The organism is Hydrogenophaga sp. SNF1, from assembly GCF_034421675.1.
GTDB lineage: Bacteria > Pseudomonadota > Gammaproteobacteria > Burkholderiales > Burkholderiaceae_C > Hydrogenophaga > Hydrogenophaga borbori.
In genome coordinates this window covers 2,832,056-2,851,985 of record NZ_CP139793.1, presented here as the reverse complement: position 1 = coordinate 2,851,985, position 19,930 = coordinate 2,832,056, and the positions used below count along the sequence as shown (strand labels likewise).

19 protein-coding genes are annotated in these 19,930 nt (G+C 69.9%); 13 read left to right on the top strand and 6 right to left on the bottom strand.

Annotated features, from left to right (window positions below; all coding sequences use genetic code 11):
* The first annotated feature begins 45 nt into the window (after positions 1-45).
* From SOM08_RS13600 to SOM08_RS13585, 4 genes are all read left to right on the top strand, one after another.
* A complete protein-coding gene (locus SOM08_RS13600) occupies positions 46-1,758 on the top strand; it encodes an ExeA family protein (RefSeq protein ID WP_116957159.1) in 1,713 nt (570 codons plus the stop codon).
* 7 nt (positions 1,759-1,765) lie between these two features.
* On the top strand, positions 1,766-2,476 hold the full coding sequence (locus SOM08_RS13595) for a general secretion pathway protein GspB (protein WP_322469105.1): 711 nt from the start codon (positions 1,766-1,768) through the stop codon (positions 2,474-2,476).
* A 6-nt stretch (positions 2,477-2,482) separates the two neighbouring features.
* Positions 2,483-3,109, top strand: coding sequence for an energy-coupling factor ABC transporter ATP-binding protein (locus SOM08_RS13590; protein ID WP_322469104.1), 627 nt, complete (start codon positions 2,483-2,485; stop codon positions 3,107-3,109).
* Between the two features lie 211 nt (positions 3,110-3,320).
* Positions 3,321-3,656 carry a hypothetical protein gene (locus SOM08_RS13585; protein ID WP_116957156.1) on the top strand — a complete coding sequence of 112 codons (336 nt, stop codon included), beginning with the start codon at positions 3,321-3,323 and terminating at the stop codon, positions 3,654-3,656.
* A gap of 25 nt (positions 3,657-3,681) precedes the next feature.
* On the opposite strand, the gene SOM08_RS13580 is transcribed toward SOM08_RS13585, so the two are convergent.
* The 3 genes from SOM08_RS13580 to SOM08_RS13570 all read right to left on the bottom strand — a co-directional run bounded on the left by SOM08_RS13580 (position 3,682) and on the right by SOM08_RS13570 (position 6,869).
* A complete protein-coding gene (locus tag SOM08_RS13580; protein ID WP_322469103.1) occupies positions 3,682-4,668 on the bottom strand; it encodes a LysR family transcriptional regulator in 987 nt (328 codons plus the stop codon).
* Positions 4,665-5,618 (bottom strand): LysR family transcriptional regulator, encoded by a 954-nt coding sequence (locus tag SOM08_RS13575; RefSeq protein WP_181936369.1) that lies wholly within the window; start codon positions 5,616-5,618, stop codon positions 4,665-4,667. The genes SOM08_RS13580 and SOM08_RS13575 overlap by 4 nt, the downstream gene beginning before the upstream one ends.
* An 87-nt stretch (positions 5,619-5,705) precedes the next feature.
* Positions 5,706-6,869 carry an acyl-CoA dehydrogenase family protein gene (locus SOM08_RS13570; RefSeq protein WP_322469102.1) on the bottom strand — a complete coding sequence of 388 codons (1,164 nt, stop codon included), beginning with the start codon at positions 6,867-6,869 and terminating at the stop codon, positions 5,706-5,708.
* Between the two features lie 162 nt (positions 6,870-7,031).
* Between SOM08_RS13570 and SOM08_RS13565 the strand changes: the two genes are divergently transcribed.
* The 7 genes from SOM08_RS13565 (at position 7,032) to SOM08_RS13535 (ending at position 14,094) form a co-directional block, all read left to right on the top strand.
* On the top strand, positions 7,032-8,237 hold the full coding sequence (locus SOM08_RS13565) for an acetyl-CoA C-acetyltransferase (protein ID WP_116957152.1): 1,206 nt from the start codon (positions 7,032-7,034) through the stop codon (positions 8,235-8,237).
* Between the two features lie 4 nt (positions 8,238-8,241).
* The gene (locus tag SOM08_RS13560; protein WP_116957151.1) at positions 8,242-10,383 is read left to right on the top strand and encodes a 3-hydroxyacyl-CoA dehydrogenase NAD-binding domain-containing protein; all 2,142 of its coding nucleotides are present in this window, start codon (positions 8,242-8,244) and stop codon (positions 10,381-10,383) included.
* Positions 10,384-10,394: 11 nt separating this feature from the next.
* Positions 10,395-11,138 carry a 3-oxoacyl-ACP reductase FabG gene (fabG, locus tag SOM08_RS13555; protein ID WP_116957150.1) on the top strand — a complete coding sequence of 248 codons (744 nt, stop codon included), beginning with the start codon at positions 10,395-10,397 and terminating at the stop codon, positions 11,136-11,138.
* 131 nt (positions 11,139-11,269) lie between these two features.
* On the top strand, positions 11,270-12,511 hold the full coding sequence (locus tag SOM08_RS13550; RefSeq protein ID WP_322469101.1) for a sensor histidine kinase: 1,242 nt from the start codon (positions 11,270-11,272) through the stop codon (positions 12,509-12,511).
* Positions 12,512-12,523: 12 nt separating this feature from the next.
* A complete protein-coding gene (locus SOM08_RS13545) occupies positions 12,524-12,913 on the top strand; it encodes a response regulator (RefSeq protein WP_070400074.1) in 390 nt (129 codons plus the stop codon).
* On the top strand, positions 12,906-13,493 hold the full coding sequence (locus SOM08_RS13540) for a chromate transporter (protein WP_116957148.1): 588 nt from the start codon (positions 12,906-12,908) through the stop codon (positions 13,491-13,493). Before SOM08_RS13545 ends, SOM08_RS13540 begins: the two co-directional genes overlap by 8 nt.
* Positions 13,494-13,497: 4 nt before the next feature.
* Positions 13,498-14,094, top strand: a complete 597-nt coding sequence (locus SOM08_RS13535) for a chromate transporter (protein ID WP_116957147.1) — start codon at positions 13,498-13,500, stop codon at positions 14,092-14,094.
* 3 nt (positions 14,095-14,097) lie between these two features.
* On the opposite strand, the gene SOM08_RS13530 is transcribed toward SOM08_RS13535, so the two are convergent.
* A complete protein-coding gene (locus SOM08_RS13530) occupies positions 14,098-15,420 on the bottom strand; it encodes a UDP-glucose dehydrogenase family protein (RefSeq protein ID WP_070400071.1) in 1,323 nt (440 codons plus the stop codon).
* 100 nt (positions 15,421-15,520) lie between these two features.
* Here SOM08_RS13530 and SOM08_RS13525 point away from each other — a divergent pair, with 100 nt between their 5' ends.
* Complete coding sequence (locus tag SOM08_RS13525) at positions 15,521-16,909, top strand: hypothetical protein (RefSeq protein WP_322469100.1); 1,389 nt, start codon at positions 15,521-15,523, stop codon at positions 16,907-16,909.
* Positions 16,910-17,129: 220 nt separating this feature from the next.
* Here the strand turns inward: SOM08_RS13525 and SOM08_RS13520 are convergent, their stop codons facing one another.
* Complete coding sequence (locus SOM08_RS13520) at positions 17,130-17,396, bottom strand: hypothetical protein (protein WP_181936368.1); 267 nt, start codon at positions 17,394-17,396, stop codon at positions 17,130-17,132.
* Positions 17,393-17,689 carry a hypothetical protein gene (locus SOM08_RS13515; RefSeq protein ID WP_322469099.1) on the bottom strand — a complete coding sequence of 99 codons (297 nt, stop codon included), beginning with the start codon at positions 17,687-17,689 and terminating at the stop codon, positions 17,393-17,395. Before SOM08_RS13515 ends, SOM08_RS13520 begins: the two co-directional genes overlap by 4 nt.
* A gap of 295 nt (positions 17,690-17,984) precedes the next feature.
* On the opposite strand from SOM08_RS13515, the gene SOM08_RS13510 reads away from it, so the two are divergent.
* Entirely contained in the window at positions 17,985-19,886 is a 1,902-nt protein-coding gene (locus tag SOM08_RS13510; protein WP_147326151.1) for a hypothetical protein, read from the top strand.
* Positions 19,887-19,930: the final 44 nt, after the last annotated feature.

Genomic DNA, 19,930 nt, shown 5'->3' with positions numbered 1-19,930 from the left:
GGTGGGCGGTTTGCCCGCCCCGGGGGGCCCCGGTATGCTCGGGGCATGTACGCCGAGTTTTTCGGGCTCCAGAGCGACCCGTTTTCGATCGCGCCCGACCCACGCTACCTGTTCATGAGCGAGCGCCACCGTGAAGCGCTCGCTCATCTGCTCTATGGCGTGCGGGGCGGTGGCGGCTTCGTGCTGCTCAGCGGCGAGATCGGCGCCGGCAAGACCACCATCTGCCGCTGCTTCCTGGAGCAGGTACCCGACAACTGCAACGTCGCGTACATCTTCAATCCGCGCTTGACGGTCGCGGACCTGCTCAAGTCCATCTGCCGCGAGTTCCGCATCGAGGTCAAGCACGAAGGCCTGGGCCCGGCCACGGTGCACGACCACCTCGATCCGCTCAACGAATTCCTGCTGGCCAGCCACGCGCGTGGCGAGCGCAACCTGCTCATCATCGACGAGGCGCAGAACCTCACGCCCCACGTACTGGAGCAACTGCGCCTGCTCACCAACCTGGAAACCAGCGAGCGCAAGCTGCTGCAGATCATTCTCATCGGCCAGCCCGAGCTGCGCGGCATCGTGGCGCGGCCCGAACTGGAGCAGTTGGCCCAGCGCGTGATCGCGCGCTTCCACCTCGACGCCCTGGACGCCGCCGAGACGCGCCAGTACATCCAGCACCGCCTGCAGGTGGCTGGCCTCAAGGGCCCACTGCCGTTCTCCCCGGCCGCCATCGAGCGCATCCATGAGCTGTCGCGCGGTGTGCCGCGCCGCATCAACCTGCTGTGCGACCGCGCCCTGCTCGGCGCCTACGCGAATGGGCAGAACCGCGTCGAGCGCCCGGTGGTCGACAAGGCCGCCGGCGAGGTGTTCGAGAGCGCTGGCTCCCCACCACCGCCTCGGCGCGCCCGTCCGATGGGTGCCGCGCGACCCGCCGGGCTGGGCACCGCGGGCCTGGGCGCATTGGCCGGCGCCGTCGTGGGCGCCTTGGTCGCCGCCGCGGTGCTGTGGTTCTGGCTGCAGCGGTCGGGCACGCCGGCCGCCGCCGGGCCCGCCACCCCAGTGGCCGCTCCCGTGGCCGCCGCCGCGGTCGCCCCTGCCGTCACCGACCACCCCGCCACCAGCCCCACGGCCCCGCCCGACCCCGCCACGACCCGCGATCCCGCCCCCACCCCCGGCTGGCCCGCGGGCGATGCCCTGCTGGCCAATGAGGCCGAGGCCTGGCGCGAACTGGCCCCACTGTGGGGCGCCGCGCTCGCCGACGGTGGCGACCCCTGCGAACACGCCCTGGCTGGCGGGCTGCAGTGCTACCGCACCACACGCATGACCGTGCATGGCCTGCGCCAGCTCGATCGCCCCGGCATCCTGAACCTGCGCCTGCCCGGCGGCGACAGCGGCCGGCTGCTGCTCACCGCCCTGGGCGAGGACAGCGCCGTACTGGCCCGCGGCGAGCGCCGCTGGCGCGTGCCCCTGACCGAACTGGCCGAGGCCTGGCGCGGCGACTACGCCACGCTGTGGCGACTGCCCCCCGGCCACACCGGCCGCCTGGCCGATGGCCGCGACGGCCCGGCTGGCCGCTGGCTCGGCGAGCGCATCGCGGCCTTGCAGGCCAGCGGCCGGGTGCCCGCCTCGGGCCAGGACCTGGCGGCGCGCCTGCTGGCCTTCCAGCGCGCGCAGGGCATCGACGCCGGTGGCCCGGCGGGCCCGGTGACCTTCATGCAGATCAACCTGGCCAGCGGGGTGGATGAGCCCCGGCTGCTGCCGCGCTCCTGAGCCACCGATGTCCTACATCCTCGACGCCCTGCGCCGCGCCGACGCCGAACGCGAACGCGGTCGCGTGCCGGGCCTGCACACCCAGGTGCCGCCCTCGCGAACCACCGACCCGCCGGCGGCGCGAGGCGCGCGGCCCTCGCGCGGCCCGCTGTGGATCGGCCTCGGTGTGCTGGCGGCCGCCATCGCCGGCATCGCCTGGTGGCTGATGCGCGACGGCGCTTCGGCGCCGCCCCCCGGCCCGGTGACCCAGGCCCCCTCGTCGGCACCGGCGTTCCAACCCGAGCCGCCGCCGGCACCGCCGCCCCGCATGGGCGTGGCCCCTGCCCCGGCGCCGGCCGCGCCCGTGCAGCCCATCCTGGCGCCGCCACCGCCACCGCCACCGCCACCGCCCGCTCCGTCCGCCGCGCCGGTGCGCCCACCCACCCCGCCCGTGCCGCCGCCCCCGGTCACGCCCGCGCCAACGCCCGCTCCCACCGTCAGCGGCGACACCCACCTGCCACGCGTGAACGAGCTCGGCCCAGCCGCGCGGGCGGCCCTGCCGCCGCTCAAGCTCAGCGGCAGCACCTACGCCGACAACCCCAAGCTGCGCATGCTCATCGTCGACGGCCAGGTGGTGCAGGAAGGCCAGGACATCGTGCCGGGGCTCAAGCTGGAGTCGATCGGCCCGCGCAGCGCGGTCATCGTTCACCAGGGCCAGCGGCTGCGCCTGCCCTACTGACCCAAGATGACCCCGCTGCTGCGCGCCGAACACCTGCGCTTCGCCTGGCCCGGCGGCCGGCCGCTGTTCGACGGCCTCTCGCTGGCACTCGGCCCCGGTCTCACCTGGGTCACCGGCGACGACGGCTGTGGCAAAAGCACCCTGCTGTCGCTGCTCGCGGGTGCCCAGGCGCCCCAGGCTGGGCGGCTGTGGGCGGCTGGGCACTGGGCCGACGAGGACCCGGTGGCCTACCGCCGCCAGGTGTTCTGGATCGACCCCCAGACCGAAGCCCACGACGCCCTGCCCGCCGCTGGCTACCTGGAGGGCGTGAGCGCGCATTGGCCGGGCCTGAGCGACGCCGCCCTGGCCGATCTCGTGGACGGCTTCGGCCTGGCCGAGCACCTGCACAAGCCGCTGTACATGCTGTCCACGGGCAGCCGGCGCAAGGTCTGGCTCACCGCCGCGCTGGCGGCGGGCGCGCCCGTCACGCTCATCGACCAGCCGTTCGCCGCGCTGGACGCCCCATCGGCCCGTTTTCTGGCCGACTGCCTGACCGAGGTCGCCGAGCACCCCCGCCGCGCCTGGGTGGTGGCCGATCACGCCGCCCCGCCAAATACCCCCGAGGGGTTGATTCTGAGCCTGAGCGGCACCTGAGGCACAGGCGAATGGCGCGGACCTACTGCCCGCGCAGTACTTTGACGGCCTCATAGGGCCGGTTCTGGCCGGTTTTTAGCGCTGCTAAATCGTCCTTGCGAACTTCGAAATCGACAGGGTGACGGGGGCCACCTAGATTCGCGTCCATGCCGAGCCGGGGCCAGTCGCCGCCCACCAGGTTGCCGGCCGCCGTTGGAATCCAGGAGCCACCATGAGCCATGCCGCCTTTGCCGAGTCGCAACTGACCGCTTCCATGCTCGACATGCTGATGGCGCGTTGGCAGACAGCGCCCCGCCCAGCGACGCCGCCGCACGAATCTCCCGCCGACGCCATGGAACGCGCGCGCGGCATCGTCGTCCAGACGGTAGGCCACTACGTGAACTACCTGGAGGCCTCGGACCAAGCGCTCTACGCGGCGCTGATCTCCCTCACCGACGCCGAAGCCCTGCGCCAATTGTTCTTCGAGTGCTTTGACCTCATGGTCAGGACCCGAGGCCCGGCCATCGCCGTGCTGCGCGTGCACGAGCTCTACCGCCTCATGCGCTGACAGCAGCCGTTCCATGCGCCGGCTTCTAGGCCGCCACCACAGGATCCGGCGCCACATGTTCCCGCAATCGCTCCCGCAGCCAGCGGTGGGGCGGGCTTTGGTGGGTGCGGTGGTGCCACACCATGTAGTTCGGGCGCCAGGACCGGGGCAGTTCGGGCGGCAAGGGCAATAGCCTCAGTCCCGGAGCGCGTCGGCGCAGATCGGCTCCATCGATGGGCGCCACCGTGGCCAAGCGATCCGTCGTGGACAAGATGTGGGCCAGACGATCGATGGGATAGACCACGCTGCACGACCGCGGGGGCAGGCCAACGCTCTTGAGCCAGCGGTCTATGGGCAGCCCGCCGGCATCGGTGACGCGCATCGTCACCGAGGCCAACAAGTGGTGCTCGGCCAGGTATTGCTGCAGGCTCAAGCTGTCGCCGATGCGCGGATGCGCCACGCTGAGGCAGCAATGGGTGGCCGTGGTCACCGGCAATTGCTCGGCGTGCAAATCCGGTGCGTCCTCGGGAGGCGGCCATGCGGTCAGCAAGACATCGGCGCTCGCGGTTTGCAGCCCCGCATAGCCCCCCGTGGCTGCGTCGGGCTCGCGCACGTCGAGCCGCACATGCGGCGCCAGGGTGACGATGGCGCTGTAGCAGGCGTTCAGGTCGATCCGCGTGAAGCCCTCGGCGCTCATGACCCGCAGATGCGCCTCGCCGCTGGCGGGATCGAAGGGCGCGCCCGAGGTGACGTCCTGCCACAGATGCACCATTTCCCGGAAGGACGCCAGCACGCCCTGCCCCAGGGGCGTGGCCACGTAGTCCATGCCCTGGCGCCGCACGAGCTCGTCGCCGAAGAACTCGCGCAGTCGCTGCAGCGACTGGCTGGCCGCCGGCGGCGTGAGGCCCATGCGCTCCGCGGCCTGGCTCAGGCTCTGCGCGTCCAGCAAGGCCACCATCAGCGCGATCTGGCGCATGTCTGCCGTGTTGATGGCGCGCGCAACGCGCGACGCACCGAGACCTTCGGTATTCACCCAGGCACCTCCATCGACCGGCCCGCGGCCCGCGACACCATCCGCAGGCGTTCTCGCAGCCATTGGTGAGGACGGCTGCTATCGGTTCGCTCATGCCAGATCATGTAGAGCTCGCTGCGCACCGCCGGAAAGTCGGGGGGCAACGGCAGGCTGCGCACCTGGCTCAGCAGCGCCACCACCACGCGGGCACCGTCGGCCGACATCGTCATGAGAAAGTCGCCCCGCGACACCAACTGCAGGCAGGTCCACAGGGACTGCACGTAGGTCGAGCGGCGCAGAACCTCGCCCCGCGCCTGCAAGGCCGCGTCCAGCGGGCTGCGCGAGGTGGCGTCGAGGTTGCGGTAGTGCGCCACCAGGTGCTCCTCGGCCAGGTACTGCGCCAGGCTGATGCGCTCACCCACGCGAGGGTGCGACTTGCTCAGCAGCACGTGCGTCAATGCGTGCGAACAGAGCAGTTCATGGCGCATGTCCCGCGCATCCAGCGGCGGCGGGGCGCTGGCGCAGAGCACATCGAGCCGGCCCGCGCGCAGCAGCTGGAAGTCGACCGCGTTGTACAGGGGCACCTGCAGATCCAGCCGCGCCTGCGGCGCCTGTTCGCGCAGATCGGCCTGCAGGCGCACGAAATCGGGCAAGGCCGAGTGGCCCACGCAGGCCACGTTGAACCGCAGTGCGCTCTCGGACGGGTCGAAGCCCTGCACGGCCTGCAGGCTCTCGTGCCAGCGCTTGACGATCGTCCGAATGCCCCCGATCACACGCTCGCCGTGGGACGTGAGCCGGTAGGCATTGCCGTGCCGCACATACACCTCTTCCGCGAACGCGGCGCGCAATCGGCTGAGGGACTGGCTGGCGGCCGACGGCGTCATGCCCAGGCGGGCCGCTGCCTCGCTGAGGCTTTGCGTATCGATCAGTTCGCACATCAGGGCCAACTGCTTGATGTCGGCGTTTTTCATGGCCAAGCGCTCCAGCAACCACCGTGCCGAGCCACAGCCTACACCCATGCCAGCGGCTTGACATGACCGGTGGGGGACCGCGCGCCGTCAGCGCCCCCCCAGGCCCATCTGCCGGGAGATCAGCTCCTTCATGATCTCGTTGGTGCCGCCATAGATGCGCTGCACGCGCGCGTCGGCGTAGGCGCGCGTGATGGGGTATTCCCACATGAAACCGTAGCCACCGTGCAACTGCACGCACTCGTCCATCACCTTGCATTGCAGGTCGGAGCACCAGTACTTGGCCATGCTGGCGGTGGCCGAGTCGAGTCGGTTCTCGTTGACGAGCTCGCAGCACTTGTCCACGAACACGCGCGCCACCTGCACCTCGGTCTGCAGCTCGGCCAGGGTGTAGCGCGTGTTCTGGAAGGCCGCCACCGTGGCACCAAACGCCTTGCGCTCCTTCACGTACTGCACGGTCCAGTCGATGGCGGCCTGGGCCGCCGCCACCGCGCCGATGGCGATCTGCAGCCGCTCCCAGGGCAGTTGCTCCATCAGGCAGACGAAGCCCCGCCCCAGAAAGTCCGGCCCGCCAAGCACGTTTTCGGCCGGTACCGCCACGTTGTGGAAGAACAGCTCGGAGGTGTCCTGCGCCTTCAGGCCCAGCTTCTTCAGGCGCTTGCCCTTGTCGAAACCGGGCATACCGCGCTCCACCAGCAGCAGCGTGGTGCCTTTGGCGCCGGCCAAAGGATCGGTCTTGGCGACGACGATCACCAGGTCGGCGTGCCAGCCGTTGGTGATGAAGGTCTTGCTGCCGTTGAGGCGGTAGCTGCCGTCGGGCTGCACCAGGGCCGTGCTCTGGATGCCCTGCAGGTCGCTGCCGGCCGCGGGCTCGCTCATGGCGATGGCGCCCACCATTTCGCCGCTGGCCAGCCGCGGCAGGTACCTCTGCTTCTGCGCCTCGGTGCCGTAGTGCAGGATGTAGGGCGCCACTATCTCGCTGTGCAGCCCGAAGCCGATGCCGCTGAAGCCGCCGCGCGCCAGCGCCTCCATCTGCACCACCGAGTAGAGCCGGTCGGCGCCCGCGCCGCCATAGGCCTCGGGCATGGACGGACACAGGAAGCCGTTGGCCCCGGCCTTTCGCCAGACCTCGCGGTCCACGTAGCCTTGCTCCTCCCAGGCCTCGTGGAAGGGCGCGATCTCCTTGTCGACGAAGCGCTGGAAGGCGTCGGCGAAGGCCTGGTGGTCGCTGTTGAAGAGGGTGCGTTCGATCATGCTGTCACCGACTGGACGGTTGGGGATTTTTGGCAAGCAAGTGCTTGGCGAAAGTCAATATACTGGGCCGAGGTATCGGTCACCACCGAGGACAAACCATGAGCGCCGCCCGGCCATTCCGAAGGCGCTCGCACCGCAGCCCGCTGCGCGGAGGTCATGACAATGAGCGAAGCCTTCATCTTCGACGCCATCCGGACGCCCCGTGGCAAGGGCAAGAAGGACGGCAGCCTGCACGAGGTCAAGCCGATCGATCTGCTGGCCGGCACGCTGAGCGCGCTGCAGCGGCGGCACGACCTGGACACCGCCGCGGTGGACGACGTGGTCATGGGTGTGGTTTCGCCCATCGGTGAGCAGGGCTCGGTGATCGCCAAGGTGGCCGCGCTCAAGGCCGGCTGGGACTGGCGCTGCTCGGGCGTGCAGCTCAACCGCTTCTGCGCCTCGGGCCTGGAAGCGGTGAACCTGGCCGCCATGAAGGTGCGCAGCGGCTGGGAAGAGCTGGTCGTGGCCGGCGGCGTGGAGAGCATGAGCCGAGTGCCCATCGGCTCGGACGGCGGCGCCTGGGCCCAGGACCCCGCCACCAACAGCGCGACGATGTTCGTGCCCCAGGGCATCGGCGCCGACCTGATCGCCACCATCGAAGGCTTTCGCCGCGAGGACGTGGACGCCTTCGCCCTCGAGTCGCAGCGCCGCGCGGCCAGCGCGCGCGGCGAAGGCCGCTTCGACCGCTCCGTGGTGCCCGTGACGGACATGCTGGGCCAGACCGTGCTGGGCGAGGACGAGTTCATCAAGCCCCACACCACCCTGGAAGGCCTGGGCGCGCTCAAGCCGGCCTTCGAACAGCTCGGCCAGATGGGTTTCGATGCCGTGGCCCTGCAGCGCTACCCGCAGGTCGAGCGCATCGAGCACGTGCACCACGCGGGCAATTCCTCGGGCATCGTCGACGGCGCGGCGGCCGTGCTGATCGGCAGCGAGGCGGCGGGCCGCGCGCACGGCCTGACGCCGCGCGGACGCATCGTCGCGGCGGCCCTGTCGGGCGCGGACCCGACCATCATGCTCACCGGCCCCATGCCCGCCAGCCGCAAGGCCCTGGAGAAGGCTGGCCTGACGGTGGACGACATCGACCTCTTCGAGGTGAACGAGGCCTTCGCCGCCGTGCCGATGAAATTCATGCGCGAGATGGGCGTGCCGCACGAAAAGGTCAACGTCAACGGCGGCGCCATCGCCCTGGGCCACCCACTGGGCGCCACCGGCGCCATGATTCTGGGCACCCTGCTCGACGAGCTGGAGCGCCGCGGCCTCAAGCGCGGCCTGGCCACGCTGTGCGTGGGCGGGGGCATGGGCATCGCCACCATCATCGAACGGGTCTGAACGAATGAAAACGATCCGCTACGAGCTGCACGACGGCATCGCCACCATCACCTTCGACGAGCCCGGCTCGCCGGTGAACACCATGTGCACCGACTGGCAGCGCGACCTCACCACGGTCACGGGCCTGGTGGTGCGCGACAAGGCGCTCATCAAGGGCATCATCCTGGCCTCGGCCAAGAGCACCTTCTTCGCCGGCGCCGACCTGAAGGGCACGATGCGCCTGAAGGCCAGCGACGCGCGCCAGGTCTACGCCGAGATCGAGCAGACCAAAAAGAATTTCCGCACGCTGGAAACCCTGGGTGTGCCGGTGGTGAGCTGCATCAACGGCGCCGCCCTGGGCGGCGGCTGGGAGGTGGCGCTGGTGGGGCACCACCGCATCGCCATCGACCACCCCAAGATCCAGCTCGGCCTGCCCGAGATCACGCTGGGCCTGATCCCGGGCGCCACCGGCATCACCAAGATGACGCGCCTGCTGGGCCTGCAGGGCGCCCAACCCTTCATCCTGGAAAGCCGCCTGTTCAGTCCGCGCGAGGCGCTGGAGCTGGGCCTGGTGCACGAGCTCGCACCCGACGCGCTGAGCCTGCGCGCCGCGGCCGAGGCCTTCATCGGCGCCCACCCGACGGCCCAGCACCCCTGGGACGCCAAGGACTACAAGATGCCCGGCGGCACGCCGAGCAACCCCAAGGTGGCCGGCATGCTCAGCGTGGCGCCGGCCCTGCTGCGGCAGAAAACCCAGGGCCTGTACCCCGCCCCCGAGGCCGCGCTGGCCGCCATGGTGGAAGGCGCGATGGTCGACTACGACACGGCGCTGCGCATCGAGAGCCGTTACCTCGCCCAGCTCATCGTGAGCCCGGTGGCGAAGAACATGATCAACACCTTCTTCTTCGACATGAACGCCGTGCGCGGCGGCGGTTCGCGTCCGAAGGACTATCCGCGCTTCACGCCGCGCAAGGTGGGCATCCTGGGCGCCGGCATGATGGGCGCGGGCATCGCCTATGCCCAGGCCAGCCGCGGCATCAACACCGTGCTGGAGGACGTGAACCTGGAGACCGCCGACATCGGCAAGGCCTACAGCCAGCGACTCACGCAGATGCGCGTCGACAAGGGGCTCATGAGCGTGCAAGAGCAGCTTGGCCTGCTCGACCGCATCCTGCCCACCGACCACCCCAAGGACCTCAAGGGCTGTGACCTGATCATCGAGGCCGTGTACGAGAACCGCGAGGTCAAGGCACAGATCACGCGCGAGGCCGAAGAGCAGCTGGCGCCCGGCGGCTTCTTTGCCAGCAACACCTCCACCCTGCCCATCTCCAGCCTGGCCAAGGCCTGCCGGCGTCCCGAAAAGTTCGTCGGCATCCACTTCTTCAGCCCGGTGGACAAGATGAAGCTGGTGGAGATCATCCGCGGTCAGCGCACCGACGACGAGACCATCGCGCGCGCCTACGACTACGTGCTGGCGCTGGGCAAGCTGCCCATCGTGGTGAACGACGCGCGCGGCTTCTACACCAGCCGCACCTTCGGCACCTACGTGATGGAAGGCGCAGCCATGCTGGGCGAAGGCATTCCCGCGCCGGTGATCGAGAACGCCGCGGTGCAGGCCGGCATGCCCGTGGGCCCGCTGGCCGTGCTCGACGAAACCTCGCTCGCCCTCTCGGTGCACGTACTCGACCAGACGCGCGCCGACTTCAAGGCCGAAGGCAAGGTCTACGAACCCGGCGCCGGCGAGCTGCTGGTCGAGCGCATGGTCAAGACCCTGCGGCGCGCGGGTCGCGCGTCGGGTGGTGGCTTCTACGAATACCCGACGGGCCAGCGCAAGCGCCTGTGGGTGGAGCTCAAGGGCCTGTTCGAGGATCCCAAGCTGCCCTGGGATCTGCAGGACGTGAAGGACCGCCTGCTCTACCGCCAGTCGGTGGAGACCGCGCGCTGCCTGGCCGAGGGCGTGCTCACCAGCGCGCACGACGCCAACATCGGCTCCATCTTCGGCATCGGCTTCCCGGCCTGGACGGGGGGCGCGCTGCAATTCATCTACGGCCAGGGCATCGAGGCCTTCGAGCGCCGCTGCGACGTGCTGGCGCGCCGCTTCGGCCGCGGCTTCCTGCTCGACGGCGCGGCGCGCGACGCCATCCGCCGCTTCCAACCCCAGTACTGAACCCCCGAACGATGTCCCGACTGTCGAACAAGGTCTGCCTCATCACCGGTGCCGCCCAGGGCATTGGCCTGGCCACCGCCGAAACCTTCGCCCGCGAGGGCGCCACCGTCGTCGTCGCCGACCTCAAGCCAGAGGCCGTGGACGCGGCCGTGCGCCGCTGCCAGGCCCTGGGGGCCCAGGCCGAGGGCCACGCGCTGGACGTGACCGAGCGCGCGCAAGTGGACGGGGTGGTGGCCAAGGTGCTGTCGCGCCACGGCCGCATCGACGTGCTGGTCAACAACGCCGGCATCACGCAGGACGCGCGCCTGCAGAAGATGACGATCGAGCAGTTCGATCGCGTCATCGACGTCAACCTGCGCGGCGTCTTCCACTGCGCCCAGGCCGTGGCCGACGCCATGGTGCGCCAGGGCCATGGCGTGATCCTCAATGCCTCGTCGGTGGTGGGCCTGTACGGCAACTACGGCCAGACCAACTACGCCGCCAGCAAGTTCGGCGTCATTGGCTTCACCAAGACCTGGGCGCGCGAGCTGGGGCCCAAGGGCATCCGCGTCAACGCCGTCGCACCGGGATTCATCGAAACGCCCATCCTCGCCACCATCCCCGACAAGGTGCTGGACGAAATGCGCCAGCGCGTGCCCCTGCACCGCCTGGGCCGGCCCGAGGAGATCGCCAGCGTCTACGCCTTCCTGGCCAGCGACGACGCCAGCTATGTCAACGGCGCAGTGATCGAGGTCAGCGGCGGCATGTCGGTCTGAGGCGGCCCCGCAATCTCGCATCCCCCAAGGTGGGGATGTGAGGAATATCACACCCTGTCCAGCCGCCCGGCGGACAACCGGCGGCGGGCCAGCGTGTTACAAATCAGGGTTTTGCTCGCTCCCAGCCCCCGATGCAGCCCTCTCCGCCGCCCGCCCCAGAAGGCCCGCGCCTCGCGCGGTTGCGCGCGCTGGGCGTGCTCGACACCCTGCCCGACCGGGCCTACGACGGCATCGCCGCCCTGGCCCAGACCCTGTGCGACACCCCCATCGCCCTGGTCTCGCTGGTGGACGCCGAGCGGCAGTGGTTCAAGGCCCGCATCGGCCTGCCCCTGAGCGAAACCCCGCGCGACTGGAGCTTCTGCGCCATCGCCATCCAGACGCCCGGCGAGGTGCTGGTGATCGAAGACGTGCGCCACGACCCGCGCGTGCAGCACCACCCCCTGCTGCGCGAGCAGCCCGATCTGGGTTTCTACGCGGGCGCGCCCATCGTCACGGCCGACGGCCTGGCCCTGGGCACGGTCTGCGTCATGGACGTTCGGCCCCGGCGGCTGTCCGCCCCCCAGGTGGACGGACTGCGCCACCTGGCCGCGCTGTCGGCCACCCTGCTGGAGCAGGGCGCGCAAGACGTCGAGACGCTCAAGCGCAACGAGGTCCGGCTCAACCGCACCGTCGCGCTGCTGGAGCGCAAGACGGTGGAGCAGCAGCGCTTCATCTACATGCTCTCGCACGACCTGCGCGAGCCGGTCAATACCATCAACAACTTCAGCTCGCTGCTGGTGGAGGACCACCAGGCCGAGCTGATGCCGGCCGCGCAGCGCTACCTGGGCTTCGTGCGCGAAGGGGGCCGGCGCATCGGCCGCCTGCTCGACGACCTGGTCGAGTTCGCCCAGCTCGACACCCACCCGCTGCGCATCGAGCTGGTGGACCCGGCCGCCCTGGCGCAACACGTCACGCAAGACCTGGCACCGGTGCTGCAGCGCTGCCAGGGCCGCATCGAGATCAACACGGCCCTGCCGGTGGTCATGGCCGACGCCGGCCTGCTGCGCGTGGCCCTGCACAACCTGGTGAGCAACGCGCTCAAGTTCACGCGCCCCGGCATTCCGCCGGTGGTGACCGTGGGCGCCTCGCGCAGCGGCGAACTCGACCAGATCCACGTGAGCGACAACGGCGTGGGCATCGCGCAGGAGCACCAGGGCCGCATCTTTGGCCTGTTCAACCGCCTGCACAACCGCCGCCGCTACGACGGCACCGGCCTGGGCCTGCCGATCTGCCAGCGCATCGCCGAACTCCACCAAGGCCGCCTGACGCTCGAGTCGTCCACCGACGCCGGCAGCCGCTTCACCCTGCACCTGCCACCGGCGGGTCGCGCCTGAGGACCCCCACACATGGCAGCCCCCGCGCGTTTCATCCTGATCGACGACAGCGACGCCGACAACGTGTACCACGAGATCATGATCCGCCGCGCCGGCTTCACCGGCGAGGTGCGGGTCTTCGACAACGGCGTGGACGCCTTGAACTTCCTGCGCGACGACCCGCTCGCGCTGCCCACCTGCATCTTCCTGGACATCAACATGCCCGTGCTCGACGGTTTCGAGGTCGCGCACCAGGCCACCGATCTGCTGAGCGGCAAGCCGGCCACCGTGCTGCTGATGCTCACCTCGTCCGACGCGCCGCAGGACCGCCAGCGCGCCGCCGAGCTGCCGGTGATCCAGGGCTACGTCACCAAGCCCCTCACCGCCGACATGGTGCGCCGCATGCTGGCCCGCGATGCCTGAGCCGGGGCCCGACGAAGCCCCCCTGCGGCCGCGCTCGCGCGCCGAACTCTTCACCGCCTTCACCTGGCTGGCCCTGCAGGGCTTTGGCGGCGTGCTGGCCGTGGTGCAGCGCGAGCTGGTGGAAAAACGCCGCTGGCTCACGCGCGACCAGTTCGTCGAGGACTGGGCGGTCGCGCAGATCATGCCGGGCCCCAATGTGGTGAACCTGGCCCTGATGATCGGCGGGCGGCACTTCGGTCTGCCGGGCGCGCTGTCGGCGCTGGCCGGCATGCTGGTGGCGCCGCTCGCCCTGCTGCTGCTGTTGGCCGTGCTCTACAGCCAACTCGCCACGCTGCCACAGGCGCAGGCCGCGCTGCGCGGCATGGGCGCGGTGGCGGCCGGGCTGATCACCGCCACGGGCCTGAAGCTGGTGGCGGCGCTGCGCGGCAACGTCATGGGACTGGGCGTGTGCATGGGCTTCGCCGCCTGCACCTTCGCCGCCATCGCCTTGCTGCGCTGGCCGCTGGCCTGGGTGCTGCTGGGCCTGGGCACGCTGGCCTGCGCCTGGGCCTGGCGCCAACTGGGCCGCACGGGGGGATGAGGCCATGACCACCCTGCCCCTGGCCGTGGACTGGCTGGACCTGTTCACCCACTTCCTTACGCTCTCCCTGCTGGCCGTCGGCGGGGCCATCACCGTGGCACCCGATATGCACCGCTACCTGGTGGTGCAGAACGGCTGGCTCGGCGACGCGCAGTTCACCGCCTCGATCGCGCTGTCGCAGGCCGCGCCCGGGCCCAACGTGCTGTTCATCGCGCTGCTGGGTTTCAACATCGGCATCAACGCGGCGGGCGGGCCCTCGGCGGGCTGGCGCGCCTGGGCGCTGGGGCTGTTCGGCACGGGGGTGACGATGGTGGCGATCCTGCTGCCGTCCTCGGTGCTCACCTACACGGCCACCCGCTGGGCGCACCGCCACCGCGAGCGGCGCGGGGTGCGCGCCTTCAAGGCGGGCATGGCGCCCATCGTGATCGCGCTGCTCATCGCCACTGGCTGGGTGCTCACCGCAGCGCACGACCAGCCGGCGCGCGACTGGCGGCTGTGGCTGCTGACGGCGGTGACCGCACTGATCGTCTGGCGCACCCGGCTGCACCTGCTGTGGCTGATCGGCGCGGGCGGGGTGCTGGGCGCGCTGGGCTGGGTCTGAGCCTCAGCGCCCGATCGCCAGGTAGTCGAAGCCCATGCGGCGCACGAACACCGGGTCGTAGAGGTTGCGGCCATCCACGATCAGCGGCTGCTTCAGGCGTTCCTTGATCAGGTCGAAGTCCGGGCTGCGGAACTCCTTCCATTCGGTCACGATGACCAGGGCGTCGGCGCCCTCCAGGGTCTCGTTGGGCGTCTGGGCGTAACGCACGCGCGGCTCGTCGCCCAGGATGCGCTGCGCCTCGGGCATGGCGGCCGGATCGTAGGCCGTGACGGTGGCGCCGGCGGCCAGCACCTCCTCGATGAAGCTCAGGCTGGGCGCCTCGCGCATGTCGTCGGTGTTGGGCTTGAAGGCCAGGCCCCAGAGCGCGATGTGGCGGCCTTTGAGGTCGGCGCCCAGGCGCTGCTTGAGCTTGCGCGCCAGCACCTGCTTCTGCGCGTCGTTGGCGGCTTCAACGGCGCTCAGCACCTGCAGGTTCAGGTCGGCGTCGCTGGCGGCGGTCTTGATCAACGCCTTCACGTCCTTGGGGAAGCAGGAGCCGCCGTAACCCGCGCCGGGGTACAGGAAGTGGTAGCCGATGCGGGGGTCGGAGCCGATGCCCTGGCGCACCATCTCGATGTCGGCGCCCAGCTTCTCGGCCAGGTTGGCCAGCTCGTTCATGAAACTGATGCGCGTGGCCAGCATGGCGTTGGCCGCGTACTTGATGAGTTCCGCGCTGCGCACGTCGGTCACCAGCAGGCGCTCGCGGTTGCGCTGGAACGGCGCGTAGAGCGCGCGCATGAGGAAGATGGCCTGCTCGTCGCTGCCGCCCACCACGATGCGGTCGGGCTTCATGAAGTCGTCCACCGCCGCGCCCTCTTTCAGGAACTCGGGGTTGGAGACCACGGCGTAGGGCGTGCTCACGCCGCGCTGGGCCAGTTCGTCGGCGATGGCGGCATGCACCTTGTCGGCGGTGCCCACGGGCACGGTGCTCTTGTCCACCACCACCTTGTAGTCCGTCATCAGGCGGCCGATGCTGCGCGCCGCGGCCAGCACATACTGCATGTCGGCCGATCCATCCTCGTCGGGCGGCGTGCCGACGGCAATGAACTGGATGGTGCCGTGGTTCACGGCGCGCGCCACGTCGGTGGTGAAATGCAGGCGGCCGGCGGCCACGTTGCGTGCCACCATCTCCTTGAGGCCCGGCTCGTAGATCGGGATGCCGCCCGACTCGAGAATGCGGATCTTCTCAGGGTTCACGTCCAGGCAGAGCACGTCGTTGCCCACCTCGGCCAGGCAGGCGCCGCTGACCAGCCCCACGTAGCCCGTTCCCACCACCGTCACTTTCATTGCGAATCCCTTGTTCGGCGCCCCCCATGGCGGGGACGCGGCATGATAGCGAACGAATATGGCACTTTCGTCGTACCCTCCCCCGTATGGGCGACGCCGCGTGAAGCTGTTCGCGCTGGCGCTTGGCCTGCTGTTGCTGTTGGCATTGGCGCCGCTGGCCTGGCTGGCCGGCACCGAACGGGGCCGGGCCGTCTGGGAGCAGGCCACGAGTCGCAGCCCCAACGAACTGATCCGCTACACCGAACGCCGGCTGCAGGGCCACCCCCGGCTGGAGCGCTGGCTGCTGCCGCCCTTGCACGCCCTGCGCTCGCGGGTGGAACCCGAGCCGCCCGCGGGCCCCCTGCCTGACCTGGGCAAGGGCCAGCGCCCCGATTCTTTGCCCCTGCCGGCCGGCCTCTCCACCCGCTGGGCGGTCGACACCCCGCAGGCCATCCGCGACGCCCTGCTGCGGGCCACGCCCGGCACGCAGATCGTGGTGGCGCCGGGCCTCTACCCCTTCGACACCCCCCTGCGCCTGGGCCAGGACGGCCGGGCCGACGCCCCCATCGCCCTGCGCGCCGAGCGACCGGGCACCGTGTGGTTCGCCTTCACCCAGGTGGACGGCATCCGCGTCGACCGTCCGCACTGGATGTTCGAGAACCTGGACATCCGCGGCACCTGCGCACGCCACGGCGATTGCGAGCACGCCTTCCACGTGATCGGGCGCGGCGCGCGGGTGAGCATCCGCAACAACCGGCTCAGCGACTTCAATGCCCCCATCAAGGTCAATGGCCAGGACGGCGACTGGCCCGACGCGGGCGAGCTGGCCTGGAACACCCTGAGCAACACCACCCCGCGCGACACCGCCCAACCCGTGGTCATGCTCGACCTGGTCGGCGCCCACCGCTGGCGCGTGCACGACAACCACGTCGCCAATTTCGTGAAAACCCAGGGCAACCGCGTGGCCTATGGCCTATTTGCCAAGGGCGCGAGCGAGGACATCCGAATCGAACGCAACCTGGTGATCTGCACGCCCCAGGGCATTTCGCAACCCGGCGAGCGCGTCGGCATTTCGGTGGGCGGCGGTGGCACCGACCCCCAGGTGTGCCGCGACGGCACCTGCCGGACGTTCGAGCACCGCGGCGGCCTCGCCGCCAACAACGTGGTCGCACATTGCAACGACGCGGGCGTGGACGTGAACCGGGGCGTGGACGTGCGGGTGGCGCACAACACGCTCATCAATACGGCCGGCATCACCGTGCGGGCGGGCTCCAGTGCCCGCCTGCAGGCCAATCTCGTCGACGGCGGCAGTTGGCGGCGCGACCGCAGCGTGGTGGACGAGCGCGACGCCGCCCCGCTGGCCCGGTGGCTGGACCCGGCGGCGGCCCGGGCCCTGCAATGGCAATGGCGGCGGGCCGCGCTGGATGGCTCCGCCACCACAGGCATTTCCAGCGATTTCAATGGCCAATCGCGCGCGGGCCATTCGACACCGGGCGCGCTGCTCCCCTGAATTCACAATTCGTCACCGATTTTCAACAATCGGTGACAGGGAATTCCCATTCGGCCCGCGCACAGGGCCGAATGAGTTACCAATTGACACGGCGATCAATGGCCATTCGCCGTCAATAATTCATTGACGGTATTTCGCGATATCGCACCCCTCTGATTCGCTCGAATCAGCCTCCCATCCGGCGCCTACTACCTATTCGGTACACCGATGAAGTGGTGGGTCAATTTGTGTCTTTTTGTACGAAGAATACCGTTCGTCGGCCAAAAAAGCCGTGCGTTTCCGCGCACTTCCGCACATCGCCGATTTTGAACAGCCGATCAACTGTGCCGCTTTTCACGCTTTCACCCCCCCTAAAGTCATTCGCAGTGGCGTCGAGAAACAAGGCAATGGGGCCAAAAACGTGAGGCACTTCACGGTCGGACTGCAGAACCCCAAACATTCGTATTAACGCTTTTGGCTGAAATTCGCCGGGCGTCGGAACTTTCAATTCAACTCATTGCGAACGCCAAACATCATGGAAATCGAATTGGTTAATCCCCGCCAGAAACGGCAGTTGTCCCGCCCGGTACTGGCGGCCCTGTTCACCTGCGTGGCCCTGGCCGCCTGCGGTGGTGGCGGGGGGGGTAGCGAAGGCGCCTCCGCGGCCCCCGTGGACAACACGGCCAGCGCGGCGCCCCCGCCGCCCGCCAACGGCGGTTCGCCCACCCAAGCCGAGATGGACGCGGCGGCGGCCCGTGGCTGGTCCTGGAACAGCTTCAAGAAATTCTGGGAATCGATCAAGTCGCCCGCTCCGGCACCTGCTCCCGCTCCGGCACCTGCTCCCGCTCCGGCACCTGCTCCCGCTCCGGCACCTGCTCCCGCTCCGGCACCTGCTCCCGCTCCGGCGCCTGCTCCCGCTCCGGCGCCTGCTCCCGCTCCGGCGCCTGCTCCCGCTCCGGCGCCTGCTCCCGCTCCGGCGCCTGCTCCCGCTCCGGCGCCTGCCCCCGCTCCGGCGCCTGCCCCCGCTCCGGCGCCTGCCCCCGCTCCGGCGGCCGGCATCGGCGGCCTGGCCTGCGCCGCGGGCGCCATCACCTGCGTGGAGGTGACGTCCGGCAGCGCCCAGACCAACCTGCCCATCACCTTCGGCCAGCCTTTCCGCAGCGGCGACCTCTCCACCAGCCAGGGCCTCAGCGCCCAGGACAGCGCCGGCAACACCGTGCCCGTGCAGATGGACGAGGTGTCCACCCACGCCAACGGCTCCGTGCGTTTCGCCGTGCTCAGCGCCAGCGTGCCCAGCCTGCCGGCCAACACCGCGCGCCTGATCAACTTCTACCCCGCCGCCAAGACCAGCCCCAGCGTCTCGGTACCGGCCGACCCGGCCTGGAACCTTCAGGTCACGGCCAAGCTCGCCGATGGCACCACCCTGGTGGCCAACCCTCAGCAGCAGCTCAAGCAGCAGATCGCCAGCGGCACCAACCGCCGCCTGTACGGCCCGGTTGCCAGCGAATTCACCGTGGTCGCGCCCATGGTCAACCAAGCCACCGGCGCGGCCCACCCGCACCTGGTGGCGCGCCTGCACACCCGCCTGTACCAGAGCGGCCAGATCCGCACCGACGTGGTGATGGAGAACAACTGGGCGCTCAAGGCCTCTCCGTCCGACTTGAGCTATTCGCTGACCGTCACGGCCAACGGCCAGACCTTGCTGTCACAGCCCTCGTTCACGCACCACCACCACGCGCGCTGGCACAAGGTGGTGTGGAACAACGGCGCCGCGCCGAACGTTCGCCTGCGCCACAACATGCGCTATTTCCTGGATAGCCGTGCCACCTGGAACTACAACCTGGGCCTGACGATTCCCGAAACCGTGCTGGCCGCCGAGGCGAGCAACCTGGCCAAGACCAACACCGGCCCCATGGGCACGGCCATGCTGACCACCAACATGCCCGGCACCGGCGGCCGCGCGGAGATCGCCCCGGTGCCGCGCTGGACGGCGATGTACCTGGTCAGCCAGGACGACCGCGCCCGCGCCTCCATGCTGGCCAACGCAGACGCCGCCGCCAGCGCTCCCGTGCACTACCGCGACGAAGCCACCGACCAGCCCATCAGCGTCGTCAAGTACCCAGGCATCGCGCTGCGCTACGGCTCCTCCAGCCCCGCCGTGCCGACCGCCAGCACGTCCAGCGTCTGGACGCCGGACATCGCGCACCAGGGGTCGTACTCGTACGTCCCCTACCTGGTCACCGGCGACGCCTTCTACCTCGACGAAATGATGTTCTGGGCCGCCTGGAACGTCGCCGCCAACGACCCGTACTACCGCCAACAGGGCAAGGGCCTGTTGATGCCCGAGCAGGTGCGCGGCCAGACCTGGGGCGCGCGCTCCATCGCCGAGGCGGCCTTCGCCACGCCGGACAACCACCCCATGAACGGCTACTTCGACACCATGCTGTCGAACAACATGGCCTGGTTCCTGGACACCTACGGCCCGGGCAAGTCGGGTCCGCTGTTCTCGCCCATGGGCGCGCTGATCTCGCAGTACAACAACAACCAGTCGCCGTCGTACGAGTCGGACTTCTTCGCCACCGTGATGAGCTGGCTGGCCGAGAACAACGTGCCGAACGCCAGCGCCGTGCTCAACAGCGTGGGCCGCATGCAGATCGACCGCTTCCTGGCCACCTCCCAAACGGCCGGCTTCTGCACCAGCCGCGCCGCGGGCTACTGGCTGCAGACCATGAACGGCAGCTCGTACGTCAACACCTGGGCCGACTTCTACAAGCTGAACTACGGCACCGCCACCTGCGGCACCACCGCCCAGCCCAACGACCCGGCCTACCCCGACTGGGCCGGCGGCTACGCGGCCGTGGCGCGCGGCATGCTGGCGGCGGCGAAGAACGCCGGCGCGACCAACGCCTCGACCGCACAGGCCCGCTGGGTGCAGTTCACGCCCAACCTGGACCCGGACTTCAAGAACGACCCGTCCTACGCGATCGTGCCGCGCTGAGCGACACGGCATCCAGACCAAGCCCCGCGGCCCTCGCCGCGGGG

What these genes read in the sequence shown, in the direction of transcription:
- SOM08_RS13600 (WP_116957159.1), top strand. Translation starts at nt 46, where the DNA reads ATGTACGCCGAGTTTTTCGGGCTCCAGAGCGACCCGTTTTCGATCGCG.
- SOM08_RS13595 (WP_322469105.1), top strand. Translation starts at nt 1,766, where the DNA reads ATGTCCTACATCCTCGACGCCCTGCGCCGCGCCGACGCCGAACGCGAA.
- SOM08_RS13590 (WP_322469104.1), top strand. Translation starts at nt 2,483, where the DNA reads ATGACCCCGCTGCTGCGCGCCGAACACCTGCGCTTCGCCTGGCCCGGC.
- SOM08_RS13585 (WP_116957156.1), top strand. Translation starts at nt 3,321, where the DNA reads ATGAGCCATGCCGCCTTTGCCGAGTCGCAACTGACCGCTTCCATGCTC.
- SOM08_RS13575 (WP_181936369.1), bottom strand. Translation starts at nt 5,618, where the DNA reads ATGAAAAACGCCGACATCAAGCAGTTGGCCCTGATGTGCGAACTGATC.
- SOM08_RS13570 (WP_322469102.1), bottom strand. Translation starts at nt 6,869, where the DNA reads ATGATCGAACGCACCCTCTTCAACAGCGACCACCAGGCCTTCGCCGAC.
- SOM08_RS13565 (WP_116957152.1), top strand. Translation starts at nt 7,032, where the DNA reads ATGAGCGAAGCCTTCATCTTCGACGCCATCCGGACGCCCCGTGGCAAG.
- SOM08_RS13560 (WP_116957151.1), top strand. Translation starts at nt 8,242, where the DNA reads ATGAAAACGATCCGCTACGAGCTGCACGACGGCATCGCCACCATCACC.
- fabG (WP_116957150.1), top strand. Translation starts at nt 10,395, where the DNA reads ATGTCCCGACTGTCGAACAAGGTCTGCCTCATCACCGGTGCCGCCCAG.
- SOM08_RS13550 (WP_322469101.1), top strand. Translation starts at nt 11,270, where the DNA reads ATGCAGCCCTCTCCGCCGCCCGCCCCAGAAGGCCCGCGCCTCGCGCGG.
- SOM08_RS13545 (WP_070400074.1), top strand. Translation starts at nt 12,524, where the DNA reads ATGGCAGCCCCCGCGCGTTTCATCCTGATCGACGACAGCGACGCCGAC.
- SOM08_RS13540 (WP_116957148.1), top strand. Translation starts at nt 12,906, where the DNA reads ATGCCTGAGCCGGGGCCCGACGAAGCCCCCCTGCGGCCGCGCTCGCGC.
- SOM08_RS13535 (WP_116957147.1), top strand. Translation starts at nt 13,498, where the DNA reads ATGACCACCCTGCCCCTGGCCGTGGACTGGCTGGACCTGTTCACCCAC.
- SOM08_RS13530 (WP_070400071.1), bottom strand. Translation starts at nt 15,420, where the DNA reads ATGAAAGTGACGGTGGTGGGAACGGGCTACGTGGGGCTGGTCAGCGGC.